The organism is Mesorhizobium sp. B2-4-15 (genome assembly GCF_006658505.1).
Classification (GTDB): domain Bacteria; phylum Pseudomonadota; class Alphaproteobacteria; order Rhizobiales; family Rhizobiaceae; genus Mesorhizobium.
This window is the reverse complement of sequence record NZ_VFUZ01000033.1, coordinates 12,310-34,643: the sequence shown is the minus strand read 5'-3', so window position 1 is coordinate 34,643 and position 22,334 is coordinate 12,310. Positions and strand designations below refer to the sequence as shown.

The following is a 22,334-nucleotide window of genomic DNA, read 5'->3' as shown; positions in this document are numbered from 1 at the left end:
GGCCCATGGAACACCAGGCGGATATAGTCATTGTCGGTTCGGGCATCGGCGGCAGCTCGCTTGCGTATAGCCTTGCTGAAACCGGAAGGCGCATCGTCATCCTCGAGCGAGGTGAACACCTTAAGGACACGCCCGAGGCGCGCGACGACGTCGCCATCTTCCAGAAAGGTTTCTACAAGTCTGGCGAGGAATGGGCAGGAACGGATGGGGAGACATTTCTGCCCGGCAACTACTACTTTGTCGGCGGCAATTCCAAGTTCTTCGGCGCCGTTCTGTACCGCTACAGGCAGGAAGATTTCACCCCGCGAGATCATATGGGAGGGCGCTCGCCCGGTTGGCCCATCGCCTATGCCGAGCTTGAGCCCTGGTACGAGCGCGCCGAGACGATCTTCAGGGTACGCGGCGATGCCGGGCAGGATCCCACGGAGCCTCCACACACCCGCCCGTACGGCTTTCCTCCCGTTCCCGACGAGCCGTCCGTCGCAGCGCTGCGCAAACGCCTTCGTAAAGCCGGCATCCACCCGTCGAGTCTGCCTCTTGCCGTGGATATCGAGCAATGGCTACGCCGGGCACAGACGGGCTGGGATGCCTTTCCGAACACTGGAGCCGGCAAGATCGACGCGGAAGTCGGCCCGCTCGCCCACGCGTTGGCTCATCCCAACGTCACCCTCATCACGGGAGCGAATGTTCAGCGGCTGGAAACGGACGAATCCGGGCGGAAGGTGACGGCTGCGTTCTTTATCAAGGACGGTGTCGAGCACAATATACGCGCCGACATTTTTGCCGTGGCCGCCGGCGCTGTCCAAAGCGCGGCACTGTTGCTGCGTTCGTCAAATGCGTCACATCCCAACGGGCTCGCAAACAGTTCCGACCAACTCGGCCGCAACTTCATGAACCACAACACGACGGCGATGCTGGCCATCGACCCATTTCGGGCAAACACCGCCGTCTATCAGAAGACCCTGGGGTTCAATGATTTCTACAACAGGGATCCTCAAGGCAGCTTTCCGCTGGGCAATGTGCAACTGCTTGGCCACATCACCGGTAATATCCTCAAGGCCAACGCACCGATGCTCCCGCGCCTTCTGGCCGGCCTTATCGCGCGCAACTGCTACGGCTGGTTCCTGACCAGCGAGGATTTGCCCAACCCTGAAAGTCGAGTGACCGTTCGTGACGGGCGGATCGTCATGAACTGGGTTCGCAGCAATATGCAGGCGCATGAGACGCTGATCCTGAGAACCCGGGCAGTGATGCGCAAGGCTGGGTTCCCGGTAGTCCTTTCCCGAACTTTCGGCCGCAAGACGACATCGCATCAGTGTGGTACCGCAAGGCTCGGCAACGACCCAAAAACATCGGTCGTGTCACCCATCTGCCGGTCGCACGACGTTGCGAACCTTTACGTGACGGACGCATCCGTGCTGCCGACATCGGCGGCGGTGAACCCAGCATTGACCGTGGCGGCTCTGGCTCTGAAAGCCGGAGCGGCAATCGGGACGTTGTGAACCATGACGGTGTTTGGCTCCGCACGGTGGGGAATCCTCCCGCAATCTCAAACGGTCGTCGGCACGTGCGACTACATCGTAATAGGCGGCGGCTCAACGGGTTGCGTCGTCGCCTCCCGGATGTCCGAGGATGCCGACGTATCGGTCGTTCTGCTGGAAGAGGGGCCGAATGACGTCAATCCGTATATCCATATACCTGGAGCATACTACAAGACGGCCCAAGGGCCCCTGCTGAAGCGAATGGCTTGGGAGCCAACCGTCGATCAGTCGCGCGATCCGGCGCCCACGATGGTCCAGGCAAGGGTGCTGGGCGGCGGGAGTTCAGTGAACGCCATGATCTACATTCGCGGCGTGCCCGCGGATTATGCCGGGTGGGAAGAGCTTGGTGCAAAGGGCTGGGCCTATGACGATGTGCTGCCCTACTTCCTGCGCTCGGAGGACAACAACCGATTTTGCAACGAGGTACACGGTGTCGGAGGCCCTCTCGGGGTTTCCGATATCGATCAGATTCATCCGCTGACGCGCGCATGGCTGCATGCCTGCCAGCAAGCGGGACTGCCCTACAATCAGGATTTCAATTCCGGTGATCAGGCCGGATGCGGCCTCTACCAGATCACGGCCAGAAACGGCCGACGCAGCAGTGCGGCGACGGCCTTCCTCAAACCCGCCCGCCATCGTCCGAACCTGCGTGTCCAGACGCGTGCCTGTGTCAGCCGGATTATCGTCGAGCAGGGTAGGGCGACCGGGGTCGAGTATGTCGTAAACGGGCGCAAGTGGATTCTGCGCGCCGAACGCGAGGTCATCTTGTCGGCGGGCGCAATCGCCTCGCCGAAACTCTTGATGCTGTCAGGTATAGGTCCGGCGGATGCGCTGCGCGAACATGGCATCCAGGTCGAGGCGGATCTGCCAGGCGTAGGGCAGAATCTGCAGGACCATATCGAGATGTCGTTGGTCTATCAGCTGAACGGACCGCACAGCTACGACAAATACAAGAAAGCGCGTTGGAAGGCCGCGGCGGGGCTGAACTACCTTTTGTTTCGGGGCGGGCCGGCTTCCTCGAACCTGATCGAAGGTGGCGCCTTCTGGTGGGGCAACCGGAATGAAACCATCCCCGATGTCCAGTTCTTCATGGTCGTGGGGGCCGGTATCGAGGAGGGCGTGGATACCGTGCCTGGCGGCAATGGCTGCACCGTCAACCTCGGGCAGATACGACCTCGCTCGCGCGGTGAAGTCACGCTCAAGAGTGCGAACCCCGCGGACGATCCGCGTGTAGCACCCCGTTATTTTTCCGATCCCTACGATCTCGATGCGGTGACCGAAGGCACCATGGCCGCGCTGGACATCATGGAGAAGCCTGCGATCCAGCGCTATATTGCAGCCCGGCGAACGCCATCCGCGACGATGAAGACACGCGCGGACATCAGAAATTTCTGTATGCGGACCGCGCATGCGGCCCTTCATCCAGCTGGCACGTGCCGCATCGGTCAAGACACAATGGCGGTTGTCGATCCGGCCCTTCGCGTACACGGTATCAACGGACTCCGTGTGGCCGACGCATCGATCATGCCGACACTGATCTCGGGAAATCCCAACGCCGTATGCATCATGATTGGCGAGAGGGCCGCGGGGTTTCTAAAGGAGTCGCCGTAGCGCATTCGCGGTCCAAGCCTTTCTAGGCGTCGACAAGCAGGTCGGTCCTGGGGACTGCCTGGCAGGCAAGACAGGAGTCTGTCGCGGAACGGCCGATCTCCGTGCGATAGGAGATCGCGCCGTCCAGGATACGCACTTCACAGCTTTCACATTGGCCGGCGCGGCATCCGCTGGTGATCCTCACGCCTTCGGCTTCGGCCAGGTCGAGAAGCGAACCGCGGGATCGTTCCCAGATCACCGTCTTGCCGGACCGCACGAAGGTAACGGAGCAAGGGCCTGTCGGCAGCGCATCCTGGTCGATGCTGATGGCGGCAAAAGCCTCTTCGAACGTCAGGCTATCCGGATGGCCGGCTCGAACCAGGTCTACCCTGAGCGATGCCACCATGCCGGGCGGACCGCAGAAATAGATCGCCGGCGCTGTATCGAACGTCGCGAGCCGCAGATGCCGAATGGCGAGGCGTCCGTTGTGAACATCGGCTGGGATTTCTTTCCCGGCACGGCTCCAGCAGCGATCGATCGTCAACTCTGGCATCACCGCCGCAAGTGATGACAGCCGGTCGGCAAACGCTTCCGTTGCAGCGAGACTGTTGGCATACGCAAGATGGACTCTCGGGCGTTTATCTTGTCGAGCCAGCGTCTCGAGATAGGAAAGGAATGGGGTAATGCCGATGCCGCCGGCGACAAGTACAACGGGGCGCTCGCTGGCAAGCGGGGGCGTGAAGCGTCCGGATGGCGCCCGCACGTCAATCTCGTCGCCCGCGGCCAAAACATCGTTTATGGCCGTCGACATCCGGCCGGGCGGCACGTCGTCAATTCCAGCCGGCGCCGCCACCTTGCGCACCGCGATCGTATAGGCACTGCGTTGCCGCTCTACGGCCGGTCCGGTCAGCGAGTAGCAGCGGATGAGGTCGTCTCTGTCGTCCCGGCGCCGCAACACGATGTGCTGGCCGGGCTCGAAATCCGGCAGAAGGCCGCCGTCGATGTTCTCCAGCGTGACTGCCGTCACTCCCTCGGCGATCCTGTCGACCGCTGCCACCCGCATCGTGCGATAGCCGCGCCAGCCAGTCCTTCGCGCGCCGATCGGGACGATATTGCAGGATTTCGATCGATGAGCCGCGGCGCCGCTGACGGGATCAAGTTGGTCGCTACCGACAAGCATATTGTAGTTCGCGCCGCTGTTGGAGAATGCATCGTAGCCGGGAAGGTCAAGTGCGGTATTTGACTGCCACCAGCCATAGGAGGCGCGGACGACCCGCTGGTCCAGGCTGTTGTCCAGCTTGACTTTCATGCGGGCTTGGCCGTGACGGGTGCTTATCTGTGCCCAATCGCCGGCTTCCAAGCCAAGCTTTTCGGCGGCTTCAGGCGCGAGGTTCACGGTCGGCTCGGGTTCCCGCTTGCGCAGCGACGGCACCTGCCGATGCTGCGAATGGCAGTAATATCCTGTCTTCGCCGTGGTCAGTGCAAATGGGTAGGTTTCATTTCCAGGAAGGTCGTCCGGATCGAAGGTCGGGACCGCTGGCTGCCCATGGCGATGCAACAGGGCCGAATAGAGTTCGACCTGACCGGTCTCGGTGGCAAAGCCACTCACCCCTTGTTGGGTCGGCTCGGCATATTTTCGATAACGCTGTACCAGCGGATAGCGGATGCCTTCCGGGCAATTCCTCAACTGATCGAGCGTGATCCCGCTCGGTTCGAGAATATAGGAACGAGCGGCCTCGATGCTGCCGCCGAAGAACTGATCGCCTAGCCCGAGTTGTTCGGCGAGGGCAAAAGCTATCTCCGCATCGGATCGGGAGTCCCCCGCCGAGGGCACAACCTGTTGCCGCAATTGCACATGCTCCTGAGCGGCCAGTCCTGAGCCGAAGCCTACTCTCAGCGCGTCACGCTCCCAGGGTGTGTTTACTGGCAACAGAAAGTCGGCGGAGCGCGCGCTTGGGTTCTCGAACACGTCACAATGAACGTAGAATTCCAGCGCATCCAGCGCGTCTCGTCCGCGCAACGGATTGGCATGAGCGACGGCAAGGTTCGAACCGAAGCCGATCAAGCCGCGAACCTTGTAGGGGTGCCCTTCGAGCACCGCCGTATAGAAGTCGTGCGCGGTGATGCGACCCTGGTCCGGCGGCCCAAGCGGCTTGTCGGCGATCCCGATTGTCTTGGCTTTCTGCGCCGGATCCAGGAAGCGGGGGCCGCTGACGGCATTGCGCGGTACTCCCGGCAGCACGACATTGCCGCCCGCCACGTCGTAGCATCCTTTGAGGGACATCAGCGTGGCCAGCGCGCGGTCGATTTGCGTGGATTGCGCGTGTTGGCCAAGGCCAGTCCAGGTGTAGTAGGCGACCGAGCGAGCGACGCCTATCATTCGTGCGGCCGAGCGGATTTCTTCCTCGGGCACCCAAGTCAGTGTGGCCACCTCGCTCAATTCTTGGCGATTGGCGGCGGCGGAAAGTTGATCGAAGGCGGTGGTGCACCGTACGGAGCCGTTTGCTGTGTCGACCGTGACGTCGCCGGAACGCATCGCTTGCGCAAGCACCATATGGGTCTCCCGGCCATTGCGCTGCACGAAGACCGGCTGGCCATTCGCGCCGAGCACGGCGAATGCCTCCGGATCCTCCGCGGCGGCGGTCAGATCACCGGCGCGCAGGAACTCGCCATTGTCCTCACGAACGAGAAAGCAAGCGTTGGTCCATTGCATGAGAAACGATTGATCGAAGGAGCCATCTTCGATCAACAGGCGCATGATGCCGAGTGCCAGGATACCGTCCGAGCCTGGGCGAACGCGCAGCCATTGATCGGCACCAATGGCGAATCCGAAGCGCCGCGGATCGATCACGAGGATCTTGCAGCCGCGAGCCCGGGCCGCGGCGACCTGGGTCGCCTGGTCGAGCCAGACGGAACTGGGATTGAAGCCCCACAGCACGATCAATTCTGTCTGGCCGTAATCAGGATAGGGCAGGCCGGTGCCGAAAGTGAATGCGTGCGCGAAATCCTTGTGCCAGTTGCAGATCTCGGTGGTGCTGACCCAATTCGGCGTACCGCTTGTCTGGATCAGCCGTTCGACCCATTCCTCGCCGTCGCTCAATGCGGTGCCGCTCGGCGTAGTTGTCGATACGGCGATGCTTTCCATCCCATGATTGTCACGCAGATCACGCAGACGCCCACCGATCTCGGACAATGCCTCATGCCAGGAGACGGGCACCCAACCGGGGTCATTGTCTCCCTTCGGATTGGTCCGTTTCAGCGGCGTCTTCAACCTGTCGGGGTGGTAGAGGATCTCAGGGGCCGCTTTGCCTTTGACGCAAAGCGACTTTCCTGTCGGATGAGCGGGGGCCGGCGCGGCACCGGTCAGACGTCCATCCTCGACGATGAATGTAGCGCCGCATCTGGATTTGCAGAGTGCGCAAAAGCCGGGCTTTTCCAATCGCATGGCGGACTTGAGCTTTCTTGGATCGATCCAGTCAGAAGTTGCGGCTACCAGTTGCATTTCGCGATGTTCAGCCGGGTTTCGAGATCCACGAAACGGGCGGCAAATGGATGCCAACGCGCCTCAGAGGCGCACGGACTTGCCGGTCTTGGCGGCTTCCCGTGCGGCCAGGGCAAATTTCAAGGATTTCAAGCCATCGTGGCCTGTCGCGCTCGGAGAGCCATGCCCGCCGATAGCGGCGTTAAAGTCGCCAACGGCCTTGTCATAGGCGTTGATATGCTCGATGCGCTCTTCGACCTGCTCGCCACTCCTGCGAACAAATATCCGGCCGCCGCCGCGCTGCAGGAGCACGTCATCGGCGAACACGGAAGCCTTGGTCCCGAAAATCTCGACCGTCGTGTTGGCATGATCGATGGCGAAACTTTCAGTGATCTGGACGATTGTTCCGGTCTTCATCCTCGCGACAATCGCCACGGTATCTTCGATCTCCCGCGAGGTTATTGCGTTGTTCGCGGTCATGGCGACAACCTCCTGCGCTTCCGTGTCCAGGATGTAGTGCAGGAGATCCGCATCATGGACGGTCAGGTCGAAAAACACTCCGGCGCCGGCTGCGACTGAATCGGTCCTCCAGCCGCGGTTGGCGGCCGGCAGCAGCACGCCGAACGTCATACGGGCCGCAACGATCGAGCCCAACTCGCCGCTCTTCACCAGTTCGTGCAATCTGATATGGGTGGCCATATTGCGCAGGTGGTGATTGATGCCCAGGACGCGCTTGTTGGTTTCGGCGGCCGAAATCATGTCCTCCGCGTCGGCGACCGTGAGCGCCATCGGTTTTTCCCCCAGCACGTGCTTGCCGGCCCGAAGTGCGGCGATCGCATGCGGGGCATGCTTCTCATTCGTGTTGCTGACATAGACGGCGTCGATGTCGGCGCGAAGGAAAGCATCGAGCGTCTCGTAGGCGTCAGGGATGTGATTGCGGGCGGCGTAGGCGCGGCCGCGATGGGCATCAGAGGCAAAGACGGCGGTGACTTCGCTATCGGGAGCGCTGTTGATCGCCGGTACCACCCACTCTTCGGCGATCCGGCTCGCTCCAATCAATCCCCACTTATAACGCTTGCTCATCGGTTGCTTCCTGCTCAGTGTCATTGCGATGGTGGATTCGGCTTGGCCCGGTGCAGCCGCGACCACCGGTCAGCCGGATTGTCCGCGAAATCGAAAACGCGGATGCCGGTTCAATTCAGCCGATCCGGTTTCCGGATTGCTTGATGAAAGCGATCAGTTTCGTCGTGGTCAGGCGCAGCCGGTTCTTTCCCAGACTTGTTATGGAACCGGCCCGCAGGCGCGCCGTCATCTCGTTCCCCCCGAATTTGAAGATGATGACGTCATCGGATCCGGTGGGCTCGATGAGTTCGACGATGACGTCGATATCGATATCATTGTCCCCAACACCTCCAGCGCCGCCAACCGCGAAGTTTTCCGGTCGGATGCCAAAGGTGCAGACCGGGTTGGCATGCATGAGATGAGGCACCAGTGCCGCCGGCAGAGGGATCACGTCTTCCGCGTTGCCGAATCTTGCGGTCAAGCCACTGGCCGTCCTCACCACGGCGCCATCGACCAGATTGATGCGCGGCGCGCCGATAAATGTCGCAACGAAAGTATTGGCCGGCTTGTCGTAGACTTCGTTGGGCGTGCCGACCTGCTGGAGTGTGCCTTTGTCCAGGATCGCAATGCGTGTTGCCAGCGTCATCGCTTCGATCTGGTCATGGGTCACGTAGACGGTCGTCTTGCCCATCCGCTGGTGGAGTTTCTTGAGTTCCGTTCTCATCTCCACCCGCAGAAGGGCGTCGAGGTTTGAAAGGGGTTCGTCGAAGAGAAAGATGCTGGGTTCGCGGACAAGAGCGCGGCCGATGGCGACGCGCTGACGCTGGCCTCCGGAAAGCTGGGAAGGTTTCCGGTCCAGCAGATGTTCGATTTGAAGAAGCTTGGCCACGCCTTGCACACCCGCGACCTGCTTCTCGCGCGAAACCTTGCGCATCTGCAGCGGAAAAGCGATGTTCTGGCTGACCGTCATCGACGGATAGAGCGCATAGGATTGAAACACCATCGCGATGTCTCGGTGCTGGCAAGGCAAATCATTGATTACCTTTCCATCCAGCCTGATCTCGCCCGAGGTCACGCCGTGAAGACCGGCTATCGCGTGCAGCAACGTAGACTTGCCGCAGCCGGATGGTCCCAACAGGACGAGAAATTCGCCTGATTCTATATGGAGGTTGATGTCTTTCAGCACCGCGAGGTTCGGGCCGTAGTTCTTGTTGATCTGGTTGAGGGCTAGTGATGACATCGACAAACCTTATGGGACGGCCAATTGGAAAAAGACTGGAGAACAGATGGGCCCGTGCTCTGCTTGCTCACAGCTCTATGACTCGCCCTCGGCTGGACCAGGGTTCGACGCAACGGAAGGGAGTCGCGGCAAGAACTCAGCCATCGGATCCGCTCATCTTGTTGATCAATACGGTAGGTCCAGCCCGCTTCCAGTCGAGAACCGCGTCGAAGCCCAGTAACCGACGCCTGGAAAGCGTCAAATGATCAAACATCGCGGCATAGGCCAGCAGAGGATCCTGGACGGCAATTGCCTCGACGATCAACGAGTGTTCCTGGCGCACGACCTCCAACCGTGTCTGTGACGCGGCGGTTGCGAACTGACCGGTCAAACGCATCCCGAAGACAATCTGGCGGTGGAGCATCGACATCGTGCTGGCATACATGGAGTTTTGAGATGCCTGAGCGACCGAGATGTGAAAATTCAGGTCGAGGTCGCCAAAAGCCTCGTCGCTTATGCCTTCCTCGAAGGCATTGTGGGCGGTGACGATTGCCTCCATGGCTTCGTCGCCGCGCCTGAGCGCCGCGACGGCCGCCGCGTCGCATTCAATGGTGAGGCGGAATTCGAACGCTTGGATCAGGTCGGCAACGTTCTCGATCGGGCGAAACCCCTTTGTTGGAGCCTCGGAGCCATTCAAGACATAGCTGCCCGAGCCACGTTTTGATTTGATGATGCCGTCGTTCCGCAACCGTATGAGGGCCTCGCGCACAACCGGCCGTGAGACGCCATGCTGTTCCGCAAGCTCCATCTCGGTGGGGATGCGGGTTCCCTCGGACCACTCCCCGCTTTCGACGAGTTGCCTCATCGTTTCATAGAGCCTTTCTGAAAGTTTCGTTTTCTGGGCGTAAGCCATTTGGGCCTCATTACATATTTGTAAAATTGCACGGAGATTGTCAGATTTCAAGCTTGATTTAGGCCAAAAAGTCGGACACTGTCACTTTGTTTGATGCTTGAGGTCAAGGAGAAGCCTCCCATTCCCGAAAGCCCTGCAGCAAACCGCCCACCGGGACGCATTGCTAGAGATCTTGCACGGTGAATCCGCGTTTAGCACAGCATTGTCTGGGCGGCCGGAGCGGCTGGATCACTCGGCCGGAAGCCGGAAGCAAGTGGCTGCAGTGCCCCGGTGGGCGCGTGCTGACCGGTGCGAACATGGCATCTCGGTTTCAAGTTGTATTGCGGCCAATCGGCGGATCTCCAACATGACGAAGCTTCTCTGGTCACTGTATGAAGCGCTATTCGGCACGACCGCGCACTGGAACTATCACGCGTGGCTGATGTTCACGATCTGGATTGTGCTGGTTCCAGCCTCGCTCCTGTTGACGCGATTTGGCAAGCCCGCGCCATCGCTGACCGGCATAGCACAAGGCAGTCCCAAACTCGGGCGCAAGCTGTTCTGGTTCACGATACATCGGGTGGGTCTTTCGGTGCTCGTCCTGGTCAGCGTGATCGGTGGTTTGATCGCTGTTGTCGCGAGCAGCGGAGTGAGCGGCACGCTCCATGCTCTTTTTGGCATGGCGACCGTATCCCTTGGGGTGATTCAGATCGTCAGCGCCTGGTTGCGCGGCTCGCACGGCGTCCGCGACGCCGCTCGATCCGTTGCCGAAAAACCGGTCCAGCATGGCGATCACTATGACATGACGGCCCGGCGGCGCTGGTTCGAAGCGTATCACAAGACCGTTGGCTGGCTTACGGTAGCCTCCGCGCTGGGCGCCGTCGCCACGGGGCTTTCGCAATACTGGATGCCGGAAATAGGGATAGCTTTGGCGGTTCTTGCGCTGCTATTTCCCTGCTTGGCGGTCGTCCTTGAGGCGACGGGCTTTCGGCATGATACCTATCTGTCGAACTTCGGCACCGGGGCGCATCACCCGTACAACAGGAAGAGAATCGAGGAGATGTCGCGGCAATAGCCGGCAGCGCGTCATGACGGGCGCACCAGGTCGGTTTCTATTGACCGTGCGCCGGCCGGGTTCTCGGGGTGAGCGAACGGACTGGCTTTAACCGTCAAGCTGGTTGTCGCGATCGGTTTCGATTCTGCCGGGCTCGCGCTCTTCGACAGGTCCGTAGCCGCCGCCGCCAGGCGTCTGGACGACCAGCGTGTCGCCGGCCGGCACCAGCTGTTTGCCCTTGCCGCGCAGCCTGGTTCCAGATTTCAGGCCGACATAGCCGGCGATGCCGTCCTGGCCACCAAATCGACCCCGGGCCGGATGCTCGATACGATCAAGCGCCGCATAGATGTAGAAGGGATGGTTGTCGCGGTGTCCGATCTCGATCGTCTGGCCGAGCCCACCTCTGAACCTGCCGTGGCCCCCGCTTCCCGACCGCAGTTCCTTGCGCCAGAAGATAAGCGGCGTCATGGTTTCGAGAATCTCGATCGGCACGCCCGAAACGCCGCTTGGGAAAGCAGTGGCGCTTAGGCCATCTTCGTTTGAGCGGGCACCGGTGCCGCCGGTCTGGACGGAAAGTGCCGAGAACCGGGCGGTTTGTCCAATGCCTTGGGTCAGACAAGCATCATATGCATCCTCGAGGATAAGGTTCCACAGCGCGGATGCACCTTCCGCCAGCACCCTGTCGGCGACGACTTGGGCCAGGCAGCCATAAACGACGTCTGGGAGCATCTGTCCGATAATATGCCGTGAAGAAACAGGAGCCGGCCGCTGCGCATTGACGATCGTGTCCTGCGGGGCGGTGACCTCGACCACCGACAGCGATCCGGAATTGTTCGGAACCCCAGGAAACAGCGCGCAGGCAATCGCGTAAGTGGAATAGGCCTGGGCATAGCTTAGCGGAACATTGATGCCGCGCGCCGAGAGGCCGGACGTGCCGGTGAAGTCGACGCTGATCAAGTCCTTGGAGATCGTCGTTGTGGCAACCAATGTGACGGGCTTGTCGTAGCCATCGATCACCATCTCCCCCCTGGTCACACCCTGTGGCAGCCCGGCTATGGCCGCCAGGGCCGCTTCGCGGGAGCGGCCGACGATCTGGTCGCAAAGCAGGGTGAGATCACCGAGTTCGAATTCGCGCAGCATTTCCCGCAAGCGGTCGACACCGATTGCATTGCAGGCCGCGAGCGACATGAGGTCGCCTTCCATTTCGGCGGGATAGCGCGAATTGCTGCGGGCGAGGATCATCAATGTCGCATCAAGCATGCCTTCGGCGATCATCTTCATCGGAGGAACGTAGAAACCCTCTTCGAAAACATCTCGTCCATCGGGGCCGAAGCCTATTCCTCCCACATCCATGAAATGGCAGGTCGACGCGAAAAGTCCCACCATCACATCCCCCAGGAAGGCCGGGGTAACGGCGACGAAGTCGTGAAGATGGCCTGTACCGAGCCATGGGTCGTTGGTGATATAGACATCGCCGTCTTTCATCGACGTGGCTGGGTACCGTGCGAGGAAATGGCGAACCGACGCGGCCATTGTATTGACGTGGCCCGGCGTGCCGGTCACTGCCTGCGCGATCATGCGCCCGTCAGGGTGGAAGAAGCCAGCCGAAAGATCTCCGGATTCACGCACGATGGGACTGAACGCGGTGCGTCGCAGCACCTGCGCCTGCTCCTCCACGACGGCGATCAAGCGGTTCCACATGATCTGGAATTCAATTTCGTCGATGGCTGGCATTGACCGAACGGTCTGCATCATGGACATCCTCATTACTCCGCGGCTGCCGCGATGCCGACAGCGGTGTTGGTCAATTCGAGATGGCCCAAGCGGTCGACCCTCGCTTCAAATCGTGCCGGAACCACCGTGTTGGTCTCCGCCTCCGTGATGATGGCGGGCCCAGGGATCGAATGCCCTGTCCCCAGGTCGGATCGCAGATAAACCGGTGCCTTGACCGAGGTGCCGTCGAAGTCAACAAAGTCGGTCCAGCCACTGGGCTTCGGCTTTGCGCGGGCCGATGGCGCTGCCTTGACGGTCCCCGCCGATAACTGCCGGGCAGTCGCGGTCACTGCCCAGGTCAGAATCTCTATGGCGTGACTTTGCAGGAAGCGGCCGAAGACGGCGCTGTAACGCTCTTCGAAATGTCGGCGCAACCGCGCCGAATTGATGTTGGTCGAAGCGTCGAGCGGAAAATCGACTTCCAGTTCGTGGCCTTGACCGACATAACGGAGAAATGCCGAAGTCCGCAGCTGGATGGGACGACCGTTCGCTGCCGGCTCGACCACCGATACGGCTTCAGCCTGCATTCGCGAGATCAGATCACGCACGCCGCTGTCGTTGACATCGGCAAGGCGGCTGTGACGGCTGCGGACAACCTCATAAGCGAGCGGCGCTTCAAGAAATCCTATGGCCGAGCCGACGCCTGCGCCTATCGGCACGATAACCTTCCCGAGGCCAAGCTTGCGGGCAAGCTGCGCCGCATGCATGGGCGCGGCGCCACCAAAGGCGATCATGGCGCGCCTGCGAAGATCCTTGCCATGTTCGGCGGCGTGGACACGGCTGGCGTTCGACATATTCTCTTCCACGATGGCCGCCACCGCCGAGGCCGCAACGACGCAAGCGAGAGCGAGCCGGCCACCGACATGCTCGTCAAGCGCCTTTTCTGCGAGGTCGCGACGCAGGCCGACCTTGCCGCCGGCAAAGTTCGTCGGATCGATGCGGCCAAGAACCAAATCCGCATCCGTGACGGTCGGACGGTCTCCACCGCGATTGTAGCTGGCGGGGCCGGGTTCCGAGGACGCGCTTTCCGGGCCGACCGTCAAACGGCCGAGGCTGTCAACCTGGGCGATGGAGCCGCCGCCGGCGCCGATCTCGACCATCTCGATCACGGGAATTCGCACGGGCAGGCCGCTGCCTTTCAGGAAGCGTTCGGTTCGGTCGACCTCGAAGCTGCGCGACTTCAACGGAGTACCGTTGTCGATCAGGCAGAGCTTCGCGGTGGTGCCCCCCATGTCGAAGGACACGATTTCATTCAGGCCGCAATCCATCGCGATCTTGGACGCGAGAATGGCTCCCCCGGCTGGACCCGATTCGACAAGTCGGATCGGGAAGGCGGCGGCTTGTTCGACGGTCGTCAGGCCGCCGCCGGAAGTCATGAGGAGCAATGGCGCCCGCAATCCGCGTCGGGCAAGTTCTGTCTTCAGGCGACCGAGGTAGCCAGCCATGATCGGGCGAATATATGCATTCGCCACCGTGGTCGAGGCACGTTCGTATTCACGGACTTCCGGGCACACCTCGCAGGATAGCGAGAAGGACATGTCCGGAATGATGTCGGATAGAATTTCCCGGACCCTGATCTCATGCGCGGGGTTTGCATAGGCATGGATGAACGAGATGGCCACACTCTCGATGCACGCGGCCTTGAGGGTTTTGCCCAGCTCGGCCACTCTGTCCTCTGGCAGTGATTTCAGCACCGAACCGTCGGCGGCGACCCGCTCCTCAAAGACGAACCGATGTCTTCTGCGGACCAGCGGTTGCGGTTTCTTGATGAAGATGTCGTATTGGTCATGACGGCTTTCCGAGCCGATCTCGATCGTGTCGCGAAAGCCGTCGGTGGTGATCAGCGCGGTCATCGCGCCGCGTCGCTCGATGATGGCGTTCGTTGCCAGCGTCGTGCCATGCAGGAAGAGATCGAGGTCGGCGAACGAGAGCGACTTCTCCCTGAGAAGGCTCTCCACGCCTTCGAGCACCGCCTCTTCGGGCTCCCGTTTTGTCGTCAAGACCTTTGTCGAGGAACGTTCGCCAGCTATTTCCAGCACGACGTCTGTAAAAGTGCCGCCGATGTCGACCGACACGCGGTTCGTTTGCTCGTTCATGGTTTGCCCTGGAAATGGAATTAATGACACTTTGTCTGACTAATATCGGCTTGTCAATCCGGTATGGCGATGAGGGCGAGCCGCGGTACCGCATACGCTGGAATTGGTCTTTTAGGCAGGTAAGATGCTGCAAAAATTACAGATTTTACAAAAAATCGCGCAATTGACCGGCGCGATCCGGGCGCATACATGGTCAGACCGAAACGGCATTTTATGTTACAAACACAATTGCAATTGACAAACATGTAAAATATCGCCACGGTCGACAGCAACCAGCCGAAGGTTCGCGTTGCTTGGAAGGCTGGATTGACGGAGCGGGTGTTTCGACCGTGACCTTGACTTGAAAAGCGAGTGCGCGGCGTGCCGAGGCTTGGGGTCGCTTGGAACGGTTGCTGGCGCTCGATCGCGACGTCGCGTGGCTTATCGACATGAGGGGCGCGCGGCAACCGCAACCTGGAATATTGAGACTTCACCGAATTTGGGATTGTTCCGGAAATTGGCATGATAGTGGCGACTGCAAGAGATTTCAGAAATTGGATCGACGGCGCTTGGCGCGAGGCCTTGGGGCGGCAGATAGAACGCCGCAATCCGGGCAACGGTGCCCTGGTTTCTCGCTTTCGCGACTCAACAGCAGCGGATGTGAACGTTGCGGTCGCGACCGCGAAGACCGCCTTCAGGACCAAATGGTCCGGTGCTACCGGGGCAGAGCGGTCCGCCGTTCTGGCAAGAGCGGCTGACGCCATTCGCCGCCGCGCGGGAGAACTTGCCTTCTTTGAAATGGCCGAGAGCGGCAAGCCCGCAAGGCAGGCCCGTCTCGAAATAGAGCGCTCATCCATGCTTTGGGACTATGCGGCCACACAGGCCCGCTCCCTCACCGGAGACAGCTTTGGTCAGCTCGGCGCCACCTACTTCGCCGCGACCATACGCGAGCCGCTGGGCGTGGCCGCGATTATCACACCCTGGAATTTCCCGTTTCTGATCATCAGTCAGAAGCTTCCCTTCGCGCTGGCGGCCGGTTGCGCCGCCGTGGTCAAGCCAAGCGAATTGACCAGCGCGACGACCTTGCTGCTCGGCGAGATCCTGAAGCAGGCGGGCTTGCCGGACGGCGTTGTCAATATCGTCGCCGGATCGGGTGCGACTTGCGGTGATCTGCTGCTGCGTCACCCCGGCATCGACATGATTTCCTTCACCGGTTCCACCAAGGTCGGCAAGCATGCCATGCGCGTAGGCGCGGACGGCATGAAGAAGGTGTCGCTCGAACTGGGCGGCAAGAACGCACAGATCGTGATGGCGGACGCTGATCTGGACAGCGCGCTCGATGCCGCGCTGCATGGAGCATTTCTGAATGCTGGACAATCTTGCAATCAAGGGAGCAGGCTTCTGCTTCAGTCTTCGATCGCGGCCGCGTTCACGAGGAAATTCGTCGATCATGCCGCGCAGCTGAAGGTGGGCGACACGCAGGCGGACGGCGTTCTGCTCGGTCCCATCATCAACAAGGAGCAGTACGAGAAGATCATACAGTACATCGCCATCGGCCAGGATGAAGGAGCCACTCTGATGCTGGGCGGCACATACCGGGAAGAGAATGGAGGTCGCTTCATCGATCCGACGGTCTTTGCCGGCGTCAAACCGCATATGCGGATCGCGCGGGAGGAAATTTTCGGGCCTATCGTGTCGATCCTCGAGTTCGATACGCTGGATGAGGCGATCTCCCTGGCGAACGATTCAATCTACGGCCTTTCGGCGGGCATCTGGACTGGCAATGTATCCGCCGCGATGACGGCTGTTCGGTCTCTGAATGCCGGCACGGTCTGGATCAATACCTATCTCGACGGCCCTGCCGAGCTTCCCTTCGGGGGCGTGGGCGAAAGCGGGATCGGCCGCGAAGTCGGCAAGCTCGGGGTCGAGGAATTCACGGATATCAAGACTGTCCAGATTCGCAGTGGCGGATATTCCCCGCGCTGGATCGGCAGTGAGATTGGACGCACGGATGCCTGACGCAGCGATCAAGCAAGAATATGACTATATCGTCGTCGGTGGTGGCTCGGCCGGATGTGTCGTCGCCTCCCGCCTGAGCGAGAATCCGGATGTGAAGGTCCTGTTGCTGGAAGCCGGCGCCAGGAACGATTCCCCACTCGTCCGCTGGCCGGCGGGCTATTCCCGCCTTCAGGGCGATAAGGTGCGCTGGGAGTGGTCGACAGTGCCACAGAAGCATCTCAACAATCGAAAACTACTGTTTCCGCAGGGCAAGCTCCTCGGCGGCGGTAGTTCGGTCAATTCCATGGTCTATATCCGCGGCAACCGGAAGGATTATGATTCCTGGCGCGAGCAGGGGAACGAAGGTTGGGGCTATGACGACCTGCTACCCTATTTCCGTAGGTCGGAAGACAATGAGCGCTTTGCCGACGCATTTCACGGCACCGATGGGCCTATGGGCGTTTCCGACCAGCGCTTGCCGATCGATCTGACCCGGAAGTTCGTTCGCGCGGCCCAGGAAGCGGGGTTTGCCCATAATCCGGACTTCAATGGAAGCGATCAGTTTGGCGTCGGCTACTATCAAGTCACCCAGCGCGGGGTTCGCCGCAGCAGCACGGCGGCCGCATTCATCTATCCGAATGAGACACGATCAAACCTGACCATCGTGACGAAGGCACGCGTGAGCGGGATCGGCATGGAGAATGGCAGAGCGCGGTCGGTGAGCTATCTGACTTCGGGATCGAATCGCGCCGCTATCGTGCGGGCCGGTACGGAGATCATCGTTTCCGCTGGTGCGATCAATTCGCCGAAACTGCTTTTGCTGTCCGGCATAGGACCAGCTTCCGAGCTTCGGCGGAAGGGCGTGGAGGCGGTTGTCGATCTTCCCGGAGTGGGCAAGAATCTCCAGGACCATATGGATGTCTATTGCTGCGTGAGCCTGAAGGAACGCGTATCCTACAACGGACATGACCGGGGCCCGATGGCGGCCTGGCACTGCCTGCAGTTCCTGCTGTTCGGAACGGGTCCACTCACCAGCAATGTTTGTGAAGGCGGCGCTTTCGTCAGCACGACCGGCGCCAATGATTGGCCCGACATACAGATGCATTTCCTGCCAGCCTATGTCATCGATCACGGTCGCGTGCGCGTGGCAGGACACGGAATGACGCTCAACACGGCGTATCTTCGTCCGGAAAGCCGAGGCGAGGTCTCTCTGGCGTCGGCCGACCCGATGGCAGATCCGCTCATCGACCCTGACTTTCTTTCCAATCCGAATGACTTGCGCCACAGTATCGACGGCTTCAGGCTTGCACGCGAAATCCTGTCCCAGCCCAGTTTCGCCAAGCTGTACAAGGCCGAGCATCTGCCTGGCCGCGATGTGCGCACCGACCAGGAAATTACAGACTATATCCGGCAGTGGTCCAAGACCGATTTCCATCCCGCGGGGACGTGCAAGATGGGCACCGATGACATGGCCGTGGTCGATACGGATCTCAAGGTGCGAGGTGTGGACGGACTGCGCATCATCGACGCCTCCATCATGCCGACGCTGGTCAGCGGCAACACCAACGCACCCTCGATTATGATCGGAGAGCGCGGCGTGGACGCAATCCTTGGAAAGCGGGCGCCCAAATCGGCGTTGGGCACGAAGGAATTAGAATCGGTAGCCTAGGCTTCGGCGGCACGAACGTCCGCGAAGCAGTCTTGACCTGAAGAGAATGAATGTGATTCAAAAACCGCCGTTGATCCTTCATATGTTCCATACCGCGCCTGCCCTTGTTGCCGTTTTCGACGAACTGGCCAACGAGATCGCGCCCGGCTTGGTGCTGTTCCATACGGTGCGTGAAGACCTGCTGCGGAAAGCGGTCGAACTCGGCGGCGCCACCTCCGACGTGATCGAGGCGGCCGCCGAAGCGATGCGCGCGGAACTGCGGCCAGGTGTCGATGCTGTGATCTGCACCTGCTCCACCATTGGTGCCGCGGCCGATATAGCCAACAGCGGATCGCATCAGCCCGTTCTGCGCATCGATCGACCCATGGCACGGGAGAGCGTCAGGAGCGCCGACCGGATCCTGGTCCTGGCAACGGTCGTAACAACAATAGCTCCTTCCGTGGCCCTGCTTGAGGCGGAAGCCAGAAAGGCTGGCCAAAATCCGGTCATCGAAAGCATCGTATTGGATAAGGCGAGAGCACTTTTCCTGACGGGTGCGACCGAGGATTATCTCGACGCGGTGGCGGAAGGCATTTCCGCGGCTGCTCTCAATGCCGATGTGGTCGTGCTGGCTCAAGCCTCCATGGCGGCGGCTTTGCCGCGCGTGGGCAAGACGGGTGCGCGGGTACTGACGAGTCCGCGCATCGGGTTCATCGGCGCGCTCGAGATACTGGCTCCAGGAGTCTCCTGGGAAACCCGAGGCGAAAACGTGACGAGCCCATCGGAATGATAGACCTCCGCAGCGACACGATCACAATCCCGACCGCGGAGATGATCGAGGCGATGTCGCGCGCCGAACTTGGCGACGACTTCTTCCGTGACGATCCAACCGTCCTCGACTTCGAGGCACAGGTTGCCGATCTGTTGGGCACGGAAGCGGCGATGCTGGTGATCAGCGGCACGATGGGAAACATTGTGTCTGCCATGGCGCTGGCGCCACGCGGCACGTCCATCATCGTCGAGGCGAGTGCACATATTCATATCAACGAAAGCGGATGGCCCTCGACGATCGCTGGACTGACTCCGCGCCCCATTCAGGGTACGGCCGGCATGATTTCCGTGCCCGCGCTGACGGAGGCCATCGCGGCGGGCCAATCGCGGCTGAGTACGCCGCCAAGTCTGCTTTGCCTCGAGAATACACACAATGCGGCGGGCGGCAGGGTCATGGCCTCTTCCGATCTCGCAGCTCTTGCCGACATCGCCCATTCGAACGGGCTTAAGGTGCATCTTGACGGTGCGCGTATATTCAATGCCGCTGTCGCGCTCGGCCGGCCTGTCACGGAATTCGCCAGGCATGTCGATACAATCACGTTCTGCCTGTGCAAGGGCTTGAGTTGCCCGCTTGGCGCGGTTGTCGCGGGAAGCAGCGAAATTATCCAGAGGGCTCGGCGCTGGAGGCAGGTCCTCGGCGGCGGCATGCGGCAAGCCGGCGTGATAGCGGCGGCAGGGCGTATTGCGCTGCGTTCGATGATCGCGCGCCTTGAAGAGGATCATCAGAACGCGAAACTGATGGCGACACGCTTGAGGGACGCCGGTCTCGACGTGGACCCCTGCGTCGTGGATACCAACATCGTTTTCGTCACTCTGCCTTCGAACAACTTCGACCCGACGTTCCTGCAGGCTGAATTGTCGAAGAACGGCGTGCGAATATCGCCACCGAAGGCGGGCCGGATGCGTCTGGTCACTCATCGGCAAATCTCCCAGGCGGACGCTTTGTCGTCTTGCGACCTTATCGTGCGGGCATGCGAAATGGCAGTTGGGCGTCAGCCATCCTCGGAAAAGAACCATGTCGGCGGGGAAGCGGTCTACTAGAGCAATTCCAGGAAGGCACGCAGCGGCTTCCGTCACGAATTGCACAAAAACAAAGGCTTAGAGCGAGTCAACGATCCCCTCAAACACTGAATCGCCCTAAGCGCGCCACCCATTTTACCCCTCCCGCGGGCGTGTCGAAGCATTGATGCCCGCGACGGAGACTATTTTAGGCTCTCGAGGACAACATGCTTTTAGGCGTCATAGCAGACGATTTTACCGGCGGGAGTGACATCGCCAATACGATCGCCAAGGGTCTTCCAGGACAGGGTGGGCTGAGAACGGCGCAGTTTGTGCGCGTTCCCACGCGAGATGCGGCGCCCGATATACAAGCAGGGGTGATTTCACTGAAGACACGCTCCATCCCGGCGAATGAGGCCATTCGGCAATCGCTGGCAGCGCTTGCCTGGCTGCGGGCTCAAGGTTGCGAGCAGTTTGTCTTCAAATATTGTTCCACCTTCGACTCGACGGCGGAAGGCAACATCGGACAGGTCGCTGAAGCGATTGCGAAAGCGCTCTCCGTCGAGGGCGTTGTTGTCTGTCCGGCGTTTCCAACGATGGGAAGGACCATCTATCAGGGCCATCTCTTTGTCAGGGATCAGCTGCTCAACGAATCGGGAATGCAGCATCATCCGTTGACCCCGATGACTGATCCCGACATCCGGCGCTGGCTACAGCGTCAGTGTGACGGTGTCATCGGTCACGTACCCTGGCTAGCCGTCAAGGCTGGCTCCGGCACGATCGCCAGTGCCCTGCGGGAGGCAGCGGTTCAGGGTCGCAGCCTGGTAGTCGTTGACGCCATCGATGATGCGGATCTCCTGGCGATCGGGGAAGCCGCAGAGGACAGCAGGTTCCTCACGGGCGGATCGGGCATCGCCATGGGGCTTCCAAGGAATTTCATTTCGCGGGGAAAGGCGGGTGGCGCGTCGCCGGCCACCGTAAGCATGGACGGCTCCGAAGCCATCATCGCCGGGAGCTGCTCCAGCGCGACGCGTGACCAGATCGAATTTCACATGCAATCGCACCCCGGCCTCGCGGTCGGCGTAGACCAGGTCATGGCCGGCTCGATAACGGAAGACGATATTATCAGCTTCGCCATGGCGAACGCGGGGCGGGCTCCCGTTGTATATTCCTCCGCCACGCCGGCGGAGGTGGAGGCGGCGCAGGTCCGATATGGAAGGGAAGCGGTTGCCGGCAGGCTTGATCGCCTGTTTGCAATCTCCGCGCGTCAACTGGTGGCCAATGGTGTCAAACGGCTGGTTGTCGCGGGCGGCGAAACATCGGGCGCGGTCGTCTCCGCACTGGATGTCGACAGCCTCGTCGTCGGAATGGAGATCGATCCTGGCGTTCCGCTGCTTTCGGTCACGGCGCCGGTTCCGATCGCCCTAGCTCTCAAATCCGGCAATTTCGGATCCAGGGATTTCTTCTCAAAGGCGCTACAGCGGATGGCAGGACGATGAAAACCGAAGAGCAGGCCCGCGCCGATATCGTGCGACTGTCGAAGTCTCTTTTCGACCGCGGGTTTTCCGTGGGATCGGCGGGAAACATTTCTTGCGCGGTGGAGGACGGCATTCTCATGACGCCGACCAATTCCTCGCTCGGTTCTTTGGATGCGGACCGGATTTCGAAGATCACCCGCGACGGCCGGCATATATCAGGCGACAAACCTTCGAAGGAAGTGTTCCTGCATCGCGCGTTCTACGAAAGCCGGGCTTCGACCGGTGCTGTGGTCCATCTTCATTCAACGTATTGCACTGCGCTCTCCTGCATGTCGGATGTCGATCCGCAAGACTGCATTCCCCCGCTTACGCCTTATGTGGTCATGAGGGTCGGGCGCGTTCGGCTGCTGCCCTATGTCAGGCCAGGCGATGCCAGGGCTGGCGAGATGATCAGGGGCCTGGATGGACAATACGCGGCCGTCCTTCTGGCCAACCATGGGCCCGTGGTCGCGGGCAAGGATCTCGAATCGGCGGTATTCGCGGCCGAGGAGCTTGAAGAGACGGCCAAGCTGTTGATCTCGCTCCAGTCGGTGAAATTGCGCTACCTGACCGACGCCCAGGTTGAGGAACTGGTCAAGACCTACGGGTCGCCGTAGGCAAGCCCCACATACGCGCACCTGGGCTCGCGCCATT

15 protein-coding genes are annotated in these 22,334 nt (G+C 60.7%); 9 read left to right on the top strand and 6 right to left on the bottom strand.

Annotated features, from left to right (window positions below):
* Nucleotides 1-5: 5 nt before the first annotated feature.
* Together FJ930_RS26905 and FJ930_RS26900 are read left to right on the top strand one after the other, a co-directional pair.
* Nucleotides 6-1,502: a GMC family oxidoreductase gene (locus FJ930_RS26905; protein WP_141840789.1), complete on the top strand. Its 1,497-nt coding sequence runs from the start codon at nucleotides 6-8 to the stop codon at nucleotides 1,500-1,502.
* Between the two features lie 3 nt (nucleotides 1,503-1,505).
* The gene (locus FJ930_RS26900; RefSeq protein WP_141840788.1) at nucleotides 1,506-3,152 is read left to right on the top strand and encodes a GMC family oxidoreductase N-terminal domain-containing protein; all 1,647 of its coding nucleotides are present in this window, start codon (nucleotides 1,506-1,508) and stop codon (nucleotides 3,150-3,152) included.
* Between the two features lie 22 nt (nucleotides 3,153-3,174).
* On the opposite strand, the gene FJ930_RS26895 is transcribed toward FJ930_RS26900, so the two are convergent.
* From FJ930_RS26895 to FJ930_RS26880, 4 genes are all read right to left on the bottom strand, one after another.
* On the bottom strand, nucleotides 3,175-6,570 hold the full coding sequence (locus tag FJ930_RS26895) for a molybdopterin-dependent oxidoreductase (protein WP_246677039.1): 3,396 nt from the start codon (nucleotides 6,568-6,570) through the stop codon (nucleotides 3,175-3,177).
* 126 nt (nucleotides 6,571-6,696) lie between these two features.
* Nucleotides 6,697-7,761, bottom strand: coding sequence for a Gfo/Idh/MocA family oxidoreductase (locus FJ930_RS26890; protein ID WP_141840787.1), 1,065 nt, complete (start codon nucleotides 7,759-7,761; stop codon nucleotides 6,697-6,699).
* A gap of 49 nt (nucleotides 7,762-7,810) precedes the next feature.
* Entirely contained in the window at nucleotides 7,811-8,860 is a 1,050-nt protein-coding gene (locus FJ930_RS26885) for an ABC transporter ATP-binding protein (protein ID WP_210245383.1), read from the bottom strand.
* 190 nt (nucleotides 8,861-9,050) lie between these two features.
* Nucleotides 9,051-9,806, bottom strand: a complete 756-nt coding sequence (locus FJ930_RS26880) for a FadR/GntR family transcriptional regulator (protein ID WP_141840785.1) — start codon at nucleotides 9,804-9,806, stop codon at nucleotides 9,051-9,053.
* A gap of 346 nt (nucleotides 9,807-10,152) precedes the next feature.
* On the opposite strand from FJ930_RS26880, the gene FJ930_RS26875 reads away from it, so the two are divergent.
* Complete coding sequence (locus FJ930_RS26875) at nucleotides 10,153-10,860, top strand: cytochrome b561 domain-containing protein (RefSeq protein ID WP_141840784.1); 708 nt, start codon at nucleotides 10,153-10,155, stop codon at nucleotides 10,858-10,860.
* Between the two features lie 87 nt (nucleotides 10,861-10,947).
* Here the strand turns inward: FJ930_RS26875 and FJ930_RS26870 are convergent, their stop codons facing one another.
* The gene (locus FJ930_RS26870; protein ID WP_141840783.1) at nucleotides 10,948-12,594 is read right to left on the bottom strand and encodes a hydantoinase B/oxoprolinase family protein; all 1,647 of its coding nucleotides are present in this window, start codon (nucleotides 12,592-12,594) and stop codon (nucleotides 10,948-10,950) included.
* Nucleotides 12,595-12,605: 11 nt separating this feature from the next.
* Nucleotides 12,606-14,708: a hydantoinase/oxoprolinase family protein gene (locus FJ930_RS26865; protein ID WP_141840782.1), complete on the bottom strand. Its 2,103-nt coding sequence runs from the start codon at nucleotides 14,706-14,708 to the stop codon at nucleotides 12,606-12,608.
* 501 nt (nucleotides 14,709-15,209) lie between these two features.
* Between FJ930_RS26865 and FJ930_RS26860 the strand changes: the two genes are divergently transcribed.
* From FJ930_RS26860 to otnC, 6 genes are all read left to right on the top strand, one after another.
* Nucleotides 15,210-16,706 (top strand): aldehyde dehydrogenase family protein, encoded by a 1,497-nt coding sequence (locus FJ930_RS26860; protein WP_141840781.1) that lies wholly within the window; start codon nucleotides 15,210-15,212, stop codon nucleotides 16,704-16,706.
* Nucleotides 16,699-18,354, top strand: coding sequence for a GMC family oxidoreductase N-terminal domain-containing protein (locus FJ930_RS26855; protein WP_141840780.1), 1,656 nt, complete (start codon nucleotides 16,699-16,701; stop codon nucleotides 18,352-18,354). The genes FJ930_RS26860 and FJ930_RS26855 overlap by 8 nt, the downstream gene beginning before the upstream one ends.
* Before the next feature lie 151 nt (nucleotides 18,355-18,505).
* Nucleotides 18,506-19,123: an aspartate/glutamate racemase family protein gene (locus FJ930_RS26850; protein WP_246677045.1), complete on the top strand. Its 618-nt coding sequence runs from the start codon at nucleotides 18,506-18,508 to the stop codon at nucleotides 19,121-19,123.
* Entirely contained in the window at nucleotides 19,120-20,205 is a 1,086-nt protein-coding gene (locus tag FJ930_RS26845; RefSeq protein WP_141840778.1) for a GntG family PLP-dependent aldolase, read from the top strand. The genes FJ930_RS26850 and FJ930_RS26845 overlap by 4 nt, the downstream gene beginning before the upstream one ends.
* A 185-nt stretch (nucleotides 20,206-20,390) precedes the next feature.
* Nucleotides 20,391-21,662, top strand: a complete 1,272-nt coding sequence (otnK, locus tag FJ930_RS26840; protein WP_141840777.1) for a 3-oxo-tetronate kinase — start codon at nucleotides 20,391-20,393, stop codon at nucleotides 21,660-21,662.
* Nucleotides 21,659-22,297, top strand: a complete 639-nt coding sequence (gene otnC / locus FJ930_RS26835) for a 3-oxo-tetronate 4-phosphate decarboxylase (protein ID WP_141840776.1) — start codon at nucleotides 21,659-21,661, stop codon at nucleotides 22,295-22,297. Before otnK ends, otnC begins: the two co-directional genes overlap by 4 nt.
* Nucleotides 22,298-22,334 lie beyond the last annotated feature (37 nt).

Coding starts and splice junctions, on each gene's coding strand:
- FJ930_RS26905 (WP_141840789.1), top strand. CDS start 6: ATGGAACACCAGGCGGATATAGTCATTGTCGGTTCGGGCATCGGCGGC.
- FJ930_RS26900 (WP_141840788.1), top strand. CDS start 1,506: ATGACGGTGTTTGGCTCCGCACGGTGGGGAATCCTCCCGCAATCTCAA.
- FJ930_RS26880 (WP_141840785.1), bottom strand. CDS start 9,806: ATGGCTTACGCCCAGAAAACGAAACTTTCAGAAAGGCTCTATGAAACG.
- FJ930_RS26875 (WP_141840784.1), top strand. CDS start 10,153: ATGACGAAGCTTCTCTGGTCACTGTATGAAGCGCTATTCGGCACGACC.
- FJ930_RS26870 (WP_141840783.1), bottom strand. CDS start 12,594: ATGATGCAGACCGTTCGGTCAATGCCAGCCATCGACGAAATTGAATTC.
- FJ930_RS26865 (WP_141840782.1), bottom strand. CDS start 14,708: ATGAACGAGCAAACGAACCGCGTGTCGGTCGACATCGGCGGCACTTTT.
- FJ930_RS26860 (WP_141840781.1), top strand. CDS start 15,210: ATGATAGTGGCGACTGCAAGAGATTTCAGAAATTGGATCGACGGCGCT.
- FJ930_RS26855 (WP_141840780.1), top strand. CDS start 16,699: ATGCCTGACGCAGCGATCAAGCAAGAATATGACTATATCGTCGTCGGT.
- FJ930_RS26845 (WP_141840778.1), top strand. CDS start 19,120: ATGATAGACCTCCGCAGCGACACGATCACAATCCCGACCGCGGAGATG.
- otnK (WP_141840777.1), top strand. CDS start 20,391: ATGCTTTTAGGCGTCATAGCAGACGATTTTACCGGCGGGAGTGACATC.
- otnC (WP_141840776.1), top strand. CDS start 21,659: ATGAAAACCGAAGAGCAGGCCCGCGCCGATATCGTGCGACTGTCGAAG.